Source organism: Vogesella oryzae, from assembly GCF_902829295.1.
GTDB lineage: Bacteria > Pseudomonadota > Gammaproteobacteria > Burkholderiales > Chromobacteriaceae > Vogesella > Vogesella oryzae.
Map to the genome: position 1 here is coordinate 57930 of NZ_CADEPL010000027.1, position 8485 is coordinate 66414.

Genomic DNA, 8485 nt, shown 5'->3' on the forward strand with positions numbered 1-8485 from the left:
ACTGCCTGCGGGCAGCGCACGGCGCGACAGGCGGCCCTACGGGGCCGCCTTTGTTTTGTCTGGCATGTTTCCACGCGGCGTCTGATTCATACTCATTAATCAACTTGGTCACATGCGGGCCGCGGGAATTGGGTAGGCTTGCATGATTCGCAATTGTGTTGGCGCAGACGATAGCAATGAACAAGAACATCCTGATCGGTAGCGTGCTGCTGGCCGCCGTGGCCGCTGGCGTGTGGTGGCAGACGGGGCGGACCAAACCGGCGGCGCCGGCGGCAAAACGCCCGCCGGCGGTACAGTTGGCCGCAGTGGTGGCCAACCGCCAGCCGCTAGTGCTGACTGCCAATGGCAGCGTCACCGCGCTGGAGCGGGTGGAGCTGCGGCCGCAGGCCAATGGCGTGCTGACGCGTCTGCTGGTGAGCGAAGGCAGCATGGTGCGGCCGGGGCAGTTGCTGGTGCAGCTGGACGATGCCAGCGAGCAGGCGGCACTGGCCAAGGCGCGGGCGCAGCTGGCCAGCGACCAGGCACAGCTGAACAGTGCCGAGCGCGAGCTGGTGCGCGGCCGCGATCTGCTGCGGCAGCAGTTCATTTCGCAAAGCGCGCTGGATACGCTGCAGGCGACGGCGGATAGCCGTCGCGCCACGTTGGCCGCAGATCGTGCGCAGATCGTTGCCGCCCAGGTGGCGGTGCAGCAGAAACAGCTGCGGGCGCAGGTGGCCGGCCGCATCGGCGCCATCAGCCTGGCGCCGGGGGCATTGGTGACTACCGGCATGACCGAGCCGGTGCTGACCATTACCCGCATCAATCCGGTGATGGTCAGCTTTACCCTGCCGGAACAGCAGTTGGCCGCGGTGCGTCAGGCACAGGCGGCGGCGCCGCTGGCAGTACTGGCGCAGGATGGTAGCGGTGGCGTCTGCCGCCGCGGCGAGCTGAGCTTTATCGATAGCGCGGTGGACAGCGCCAGCGGCAATGTGCTGCTGAAGGCGCGCTTTGCCAATGACGATGCCGCGTTGTGGCCGGGGCAGTTTGTCAGCGTGCGGCTGCAGGCCGGGCAGTATCCGGGGGCGGCGGCATTGCCGGTGGCCGGGCTGATTACCGGCCCGGATGGGCAGTTTGCCTATGCGGTCGGCGCCGACCACAAGGCGCAGCAGGTGCCGCTGCAGCTGCTGGGCATTGCCAGCGAACAGGCCATCGTGCGCGGCATCCAGCCGGGGACGAAGGTGATTGTCAGTGGCGGCCAGAATGTGCGCCCGGGCGAGACGGTGATGCCGTTGCCGCCGCGCAAGCCGAAACAGGCTGCCAGCGCCGCCAGTGGCGAGGCGGCCGGCGGCAAGGGGGCGGCGCGTGGTGGCGGCGGGCTGCTGTCGTGCCCGCCGGCGGCCAACGTTAACGCCGGCGGCAAGCGCCAGAGCAGCGGAGCGCAGTGATGACCATTTCCGAACTGTGCATCCGCCGGCCGGTGATGACGGTGCTGCTGTGCCTGTCGCTGATCGTCGGCGGCCTGCTGGCACTGGGGCGTATCCCCATCGCCGCGCTGCCCAGCTACGAGACGCCGGCCATCAACGTGTCGGCCAGCCTGTCCGGCGCCAGCCCGGAAACCATGGCCACCTCGGTGGCGACGCCGCTGGAGAAGCAGTTCGCCACCATTCCCGGCGTGGCGGTGATCAGCTCCAACAGCAGCCTCGGCAGCACCTCCATCACGCTGGAGTTCGTGCCCGGCCGCAATCTGGACGGTGCGGCGCTGGACGTGCAGGCGGCGTTGCTGCGGGCGCAGCGCAGCTTGCCCGCCGAAATGACCACCATGCCGTCGTACCGCAAGGTCAATCCGGCCGATGCGCCGGTGCTGTTGCTGTCGCTGAACTCGCCGGCGCTGTCGCTGACGCGGCTGAACGACTATGCGGCCAACCTGGTATCGCCGACGCTGTCCACCATCAATGGCGTGGCGCAGGTGCAGGTGTTTGGCGAGAAGCGCTACGCGGTGCGGGTGCAGGCCGATCCGCAGAAGCTGGTGGCGCGCAACCTGACGCTGGACGAGGTGGCGACCGCGCTGCGTGCGGCCAACGGCAATACGCCGCTGGGCACGCTGGAAGGGCGCGCGCAGGTGCTGACGGTGCAGGCCGACAGCCAGTACCAGAACGCCGCCGAGTTCGCCACGCTGGTGGTTGGCCGCAACGGCGACAAGGTGGTGCGGCTGGCCGATGTGGCGAAGGTGGAAGACAGCATCGAGAACCTGAAGACCGGCAGCTGGGTCAATGGCGAGCGTTCCATCGTGCTGGCGGTGTTCCGCCAGTCCGATGCCAACACCGTGGCGGTGGTGGATGCCATCCGCCGCATGCTGCCCAAGCTGTCGGCGCAACTGCCGGGCTCGGTGCGGCTGTCGCCGTTGTCCGACCGCTCGCTGTCGATCCGCGATGCGGTGCACGACGTCAACCTGACGCTGCTGCTGACGGTGGCGCTGGTGATCATGGTGATCTTCGTGTTCCTGCAGCGGCTGGCGGCGACGGTGATTCCGGCGCTGACGCTGCCGATCTCGCTGATCGGCACCATGGGGCTGATGTATCTGCTGGGCTATTCCATCGACAACATCTCACTGCTGGGGCTGACGCTGGCGGTGGGGCTGGTGGTGGACGACGCCATCGTGGTGCTGGAAAACATCGTCCGCTACATGGAACAGGGCGAGAAACCGCTGGCCGCCGCGCTGCGCGGCTCGCGCGAGGTGGGCTTCACCATCATCAGCATCTCGCTGTCGCTGGTGGCGATCTTCATCCCGATTTTCTACATGGATGGCGTCATCGGCCTGCTGTTCCACGAGTTCGCGGTGGTGGTGACGCTGGCGGTGCTGGTGTCGGCGGCGGTATCGCTGACGCTGATTCCGCTGCTGGCGTCGCGTTTCCTGCGCGCCGACCACATGCCGCACCATGCCGCCGCCGGGCAGGGACATGCCATCGCCCGGCTGTTCGAGCGCGGCTTCGATGCGCTGCTGGCGGGCTACGAGCGCACGCTGGATCAGGCCTTGCACCATCGCCGGCTGACGCTGCTGCTGGCGCTGGGTACGGTGGCCGGCTCGGCGTGGCTGTTCAGCGCCATTCCCAAGGGCTTCTTTCCGGTGGAGGACACCGGCCAGATCCAGGTGAATACCGAGGTGGCGCAGGATGTGTCCTACGACCGCCTGGCCGCCCTGCAGGCGCGTGCCGCCGAGATCGTGCAGCACAGTCCGGACGTGGCGGCGGTGACCTCGTCGATCAACAGCAGCGGCGGGCGCATGTTCGTGACGCTGAAACCGCGCGGCCAACGTGCCGGCGTGCAGCAGGTGGTGGAACAGCTGCGCAAGGAGCTGCGCAAGGTGAACGGCTTGTCGGTGTTCCTCAACCCGGTGCAGAACCTGCGCCTGGGCGGGCGCGCCAGCAAGAGCCGCTATCAGTATGTGCTGCAAAGCGTGGATGCCGGCGGGCTGTATGACTGGGCCGACAAGCTGGAGCGCGGCATGCGCCAGGATGCGCTGTTCCAGGACGTGAGCAGCGATGCGCAGCGCAAGGGCCTGCAGGCGGAGCTGGTGATCGACCGCGACAAGGCGGCGCAGCTGGGCGTCGGCATGCAGAGCATCCGTACCGCGCTGTATACCGCCTTCGGCCAGCGCCAGGTGTCCACCATCTACACCCCGGCCGACAGTTATCCGGTGCTGCTGCAGCTGGATGACGCGTTCCGCATCAACGAATACGACCTGACGCGGCTGTATGTGCGTGGCAGCAACAACACGCTATTGCCGCTGTCCAGCATCGCCAGCGTGCGGCGCACGGTGGGGCCGGTGTCGGTCAGCCACCAGGGACAGCTGCCGGCGGTGACGCTGTCGTTCAACCTGCCGGCCGGCGTGGCACTGGGCGAGGTGGATCAGCATCTGAAAGCCATCCAGCAGGAGATCGGCATGCCGGCCAGCGTGTTCACCAGCTATGCCGGCGATGCGGCGGCGTTTGCCGAATCACAGAGCAGCCAGACCACGCTGCTGCTGGTGGCGCTGGTGGTGATCTATGTGCTGCTGGGGGTGCTGTACGAAAGCTATATTCACCCGCTGACCATCCTCGCCGGCCTGCCGTCGGCGGCGATGGGCGCACTGGGGGCGCTGATGCTGACCGGGCAGGAGCTGACCATCATCGCCGGCATCGGCATTCTGATGCTGATCGGTATCGTCAAGAAGAACGCCATCATGATGATCGACTTTGCACTGGTGGCGCAGCGCGAGCAGGGCATGACGCCGTACGACGCCATCCGGACTGCTTGCTTGCTGCGCTTGCGGCCGATCCTGATGACCACCCTGGCGGCGATGATGGGGGCGTTGCCGATTGCGCTGGCGCTGGGGGCCGGTGCCGAGCTGCGCCAGCCGCTGGGGGTGGCGGTGGTCGGCGGGCTGCTGTTTTCGCAGCTGGTGACGCTGTACATCACGCCGGTGCTGTACCTGTGGTTCGATGGTCTGGCAGCGCGCTGGCGCAAGCCGGCGGTGCCGCAGGCGCAAGCCTGATCCAAGGTTGGCCGCCGCAAAGCACAAGGCCCGGCATAGCCGGGCCTTGTGCCGTTTATGGACTGTGCCGCGCGTTCAGGAGGCGACCGGCGGCGGCGAGTCGCTGAATTCGGCCAGCGCCCAGTCGCGGAAGGCGATCACGCTGGGCAGGGTGGCCAGCTCCTGCGGGTAGATCAGGTAGTAGGCCCAGTCGGTGACCAGGGCGATGTCCGACAGCTGCACCAGCGTGCCGCCGGCCAGGTCGTCGGCAATCATGCTTTCCTCGGCCAGGGTGATGCCCATGCCGCGGCTGGCGGCGACGATGGCCAGGTCCAGGGTGTCGAAGGCGTAGGCTTCCGGATTGCCGCCGGCGCTTTCGCCGGCCAGCGCGAACCACTCCGCCCAGAACGGGTCCTCGTGCGAGGGGTGCAGCAGCGGGTAATTGCGGAACTCTGCCGGCGTGGGTAGCGGTTTGCCCTGAAACAGTGCCGGCGATGCCACCGGCACGAAGCGGGCGCTGCGCAGGCGGTGGTAGATCAGCCCCGGCTCCTTGCTGATGCTGGCCTGGAACGAGATGTCGTACTCGCGGCTCTTGAAGTTGGGGTCGAAGGCAGTGACGGTGACCAGAAACACCGTCAGCTCCGGGTGCAGATTGCGGAAACGGGTCAGCTTGGGCAGCACCCAGCGCGAGGCAATCGACGGGCTGGCCTTGACCCGCAGCTCGCGCGAGCGGCGCGAGATGGCGTCGCTGGCGGCCTCGATGCGGGCAAAGGCGTCGCGCACCGCCGGCAGCAGTGCGGCGCCTTCCGGCGTCAGTGCCAGGCCGCGGGCCTGGCGCACGAACAGTGGCAGCCCGTAGTGTGCTTCCAGGGTCTGGATGTGGCGGCTCACCGCGCCTTGGGTCAAATGCAGGGTTTCTCCTGCCTTGGTGAACGAGTGCTGCTCGGCGGCAACCAGAAACACGCGCAAGGCATTGAGCGGTGGCAGTTTCATTACGTATGTTCCATGACTTTTTTGCATGGTAAACATGCGTAAGAATGCTTTGTCAATCGTGGAGCCGCTCAGTAAGCTTGCGCGAGTCATGGCAAAAATCCTTGCTGCGATAGGGTGTTAAGTTTTTTATGAGGCGCGATTGTACCGCTTTGTGTTGAGCTTAGGCGAAATACGGCAATGCAATATCCTCATAATGAATATTGCGGCAATTAAAACTCGCATTGGGTCGGGTTTGTGGCATCTAAGCTGCCGATGGTTATGGTGCTGGTCCCGTGCCGGAAGCCTGGCAATCCAGGCCTGCTTGCGTGATTGGAAACTTCTGCCGGCGGGGTGGGTCTGCCTTCTGCGACGGTAGTGCCGCAGCGACGCGACAGATGCCTGCAGGAATGCAAGTTTTGCTGGTGCAGCATTGCTTTTACGCTGATACTGATTACCCAGAATTACCGGCTGTTGCTGCCCGGCGACAGCTGTACAGGAATGTGCGACCGGAAGGTCGTCGCAAGAACCCCTCCCGGTAACGGGGGCGCGGTAGGGTGGTGTGATGTAGCCGAACTGTCACAGGCATGGTCTGCCTGCCGGCTGCAACGCAGTACCCGACGGTTGGCAGCTTGCTGCCAGCTGGCTGTAAATCCTGATTATCAGGGTTTTGCTCTGTCCCACGGTGACCCGCCGGATGCGTCCGGCGGGGTTTTTTTTTGCCCGTGCGGCCAACTTGCCGGTTTCCCGGCGCTGCCTGTCGCTGCGGCGTGGCTTGTTGTAGCTGGCTTCTACTCTTCTCAGGATTTGCTGTCCGCTCGTTGACGGGCTGCTGTCGCTGCGCGCAATGACCGTCTATCTATATGGCTGTAAGCGGATTGCGGTGGCGGAGGGGCGTGACGATGTTCTCTGCGGCCAACCTGGCTTGGCCGCAGCTGTCCCGGACAGTTAAAGCTATTTGGCTTCGGTGACAAAACCGATGCGGCTGATGCCGCTACGCTGCGCGGTTGCCAGTGTATCGGCCACGATCTCGTAGCGTACCGCCTTGTCGGCACGCAGGTGCAACTCGACTTGCGGGTTGGCCGCGGCGGCGCTGGCAAAGCGGCTGTGCAGCTGCGCTGCCGCTAGCGGCTGATCATTCCAGTACAGCTTGCCGGCCGCATCGATGGCCAGACGGATAGCTTCCGGCTTCTCTTCGTGCTGCGCGGCACTAGCTTGTGGCAGGTTCAGCTGTACCGCATTGGTCAGCAGCGGGGCGGTGATAATGAATACCACCAGCAGCACCAGCATCACATCTACCAGCGGAGTGGTGTTGATTTCGGACATCGGGGCGTCAGTGCCCTTGTCAAAACTACCGAATGCCATTGCTATCTCCGTGCGTCAGCAGGTGCGCGTGCAGATCATGGGTGAAGTGATCCATCTCCTGGTTGATGACCCGATTCAGTCGGGTGAAGGTGTTGTAGGCCAGCACGGCCGGAATCGCTGCGGCCAACCCTGCCGCAGTGGCAACCAGTGCCTCGCCGATTGGGCCCGAAACGGTGGCAATCGATACCTGTCCCTGGGTGCCGATATTCACCAGCGCGTGATAGATACCCCAGACGGTGCCAAACAGGCCGATGAACGGGGCGGTAGAGCCGATGGTGGCCAGCAGTGTCATGCCGCCTTCCAGTTTTTGCTGCTCTTGCGACAGGCGTTTGCGTAGCGCGCGGGTCAGGTAGTCGTCCAGCGAGCAGGCGCGGCCGAGGGCATTGCCGCTGTGCTGCTGGTATTGCTGCAGCGCGGTCAGACCGTCGCGCAGCAGGGCGGTTACCGGTGCCGGGTTGGCCGCCAGCTGGTGTTCGGCCGCTTTCCAGCTGTCGGCGCTCCATAACACCGCTTCCGAGCGACGATTCCGGCGCAGGGTCCGCCAAGCGCGCCAGCCGCGCAATACGATGAAATACCAGGTCAGTACCGACATCAGGATCAGGCACAGGAAAACCGACACCAGAATGGCGTCGCCCTGTTCGAAGGTGTGCATCAGGTTCATGTTCAGGCTTTGGTCTTATCAGGAAGGACAAACTGGATCGGGGTGGTGTAGCTGTAGTCGATTGCTTCATCGCCCCGCATGGCCGGGTGGAAGGTCCAGTTGCTGGCGGCGCGGCGGGCAGCGTTATCCAGCCGCGGGAAGCCACTGGAGCGGGCAATACTCACCGAGGTGGCTTTGCCGTTGCTGTTCACGGCAATCTGCAGCAGGACGGTGCCTTCTTCTCCCAGCTCTAGCGAGAGCGGGGGATATTCCGGCTTCGGGTTGTGCAGATAACCTTCGGTATGAGTGGGGGGGGTAATAGCCGGTGGTGCTGCCGGGGCGGTTTGTTCGGCGGCAGGGCTATGGCTAGTCGGCGCCAGTGTGGGCTGTGCCGTACTGGTTGTTGGCAGCGGGGTAGCTGGCATCGCTGCGTCGGCAATCTGGCGTGAGGCACGCTGTTGTGGTGCGGTGCGAACAGTGGTAGGGCTAGCTACTTGCGAGCTCGGCTTGAGTGGCTGCGGGCGCGGCTGTGCCAGACTCGGCGCTTCAGTGGTCGATTGTGTCTCTACTATGCTTACTACTTCGAGCGGCACTGGCATTGCTGGTGATTGCGGCAAACTGCGAGTAGCGGCGAGCGCAAGTAATCCCAGATGTGCCGAGGCGATCACCGCCAAGGTGCCATAGTGGAATGCACGGGGTTCCATGATACGCCATTTGTTATGATAACGATTCGCATTTATATTATTGTGATCCCAGATTGCTGTCAAAGTATCTGCCGCAAGGAATAGATTGAGCTGTAGCGTCCAGTCATCTGCCCAGATTTGCGTTGATAAATTGAAAAGGTTGGCCGCGGCCAACCTTTTTTGCGTTTTGGCTTCCTTTCGGATCAATGACTTGTCGAATTCGTGGCGGTTTTTGTGTATCGGGGTGTTGACGGGTTTGGGTCGGGTGGGTATAGTTCGCCTCCTCTGCTGACGACGCAACGAAACGAAGTCAGCCCGCTCTTTAACAAAACGAATAAC

At 64.3% G+C, this 8485-nt stretch carries 6 protein-coding genes; 2 read left to right on the top strand and 4 right to left on the bottom strand.

Translation table 11 applies throughout. From position 1 onward, the window contains the following. The first annotated feature begins 176 nt into the window (after nucleotides 1-176). Together HU218_RS11610 and HU218_RS11615 are read left to right on the top strand one after the other, a co-directional pair. The gene (locus HU218_RS11610) at nucleotides 177-1424 is read left to right on the top strand and encodes an efflux RND transporter periplasmic adaptor subunit (RefSeq protein ID WP_174875103.1); all 1248 of its coding nucleotides are present in this window, start codon (nucleotides 177-179) and stop codon (nucleotides 1422-1424) included. Further along, nucleotides 1424-4510 carry an efflux RND transporter permease subunit gene (locus tag HU218_RS11615; protein ID WP_174875104.1) on the top strand — a complete coding sequence of 1029 codons (3087 nt, stop codon included), beginning with the start codon at nucleotides 1424-1426 and terminating at the stop codon, nucleotides 4508-4510. Before HU218_RS11610 ends, HU218_RS11615 begins: the two co-directional genes overlap by 1 nt. A 75-nt stretch (nucleotides 4511-4585) precedes the next feature. Here HU218_RS11615 and HU218_RS11620 read toward each other — a convergent pair whose 3' ends face one another. The 4 genes from HU218_RS11620 to HU218_RS17075 form a co-directional block, all read right to left on the bottom strand. Continuing rightward, the gene (locus HU218_RS11620) at nucleotides 4586-5482 is read right to left on the bottom strand and encodes a LysR substrate-binding domain-containing protein (RefSeq protein WP_174875105.1); all 897 of its coding nucleotides are present in this window, start codon (nucleotides 5480-5482) and stop codon (nucleotides 4586-4588) included. A gap of 930 nt (nucleotides 5483-6412) precedes the next feature. Further along, nucleotides 6413-6823: an ExbD/TolR family protein gene (locus HU218_RS11625; RefSeq protein WP_174875106.1), complete on the bottom strand. Its 411-nt coding sequence runs from the start codon at nucleotides 6821-6823 to the stop codon at nucleotides 6413-6415. Next, nucleotides 6810-7484, bottom strand: coding sequence for a MotA/TolQ/ExbB proton channel family protein (locus HU218_RS11630; RefSeq protein ID WP_174875107.1), 675 nt, complete (start codon nucleotides 7482-7484; stop codon nucleotides 6810-6812). Before HU218_RS11630 ends, HU218_RS11625 begins: the two co-directional genes overlap by 14 nt. A 2-nt stretch (nucleotides 7485-7486) precedes the next feature. Further along, nucleotides 7487-8485 (bottom strand): TonB family protein (locus HU218_RS17075; protein ID WP_174875108.1); only part of this gene is annotated, 999 nt, incomplete at its 5' end.

Excerpts from the sequence above, each read along its gene's own strand:
- HU218_RS11610 (WP_174875103.1), top strand. The coding sequence starts at position 177 with ATGAACAAGAACATCCTGATCGGTAGCGTGCTGCTGGCCGCCGTGGCC.
- HU218_RS11615 (WP_174875104.1), top strand. The coding sequence starts at position 1,424 with ATGACCATTTCCGAACTGTGCATCCGCCGGCCGGTGATGACGGTGCTG.
- HU218_RS11620 (WP_174875105.1), bottom strand. The coding sequence starts at position 5,482 with ATGAAACTGCCACCGCTCAATGCCTTGCGCGTGTTTCTGGTTGCCGCC.
- HU218_RS11625 (WP_174875106.1), bottom strand. The coding sequence starts at position 6,823 with ATGGCATTCGGTAGTTTTGACAAGGGCACTGACGCCCCGATGTCCGAA.
- HU218_RS11630 (WP_174875107.1), bottom strand. The coding sequence starts at position 7,484 with ATGAACCTGATGCACACCTTCGAACAGGGCGACGCCATTCTGGTGTCG.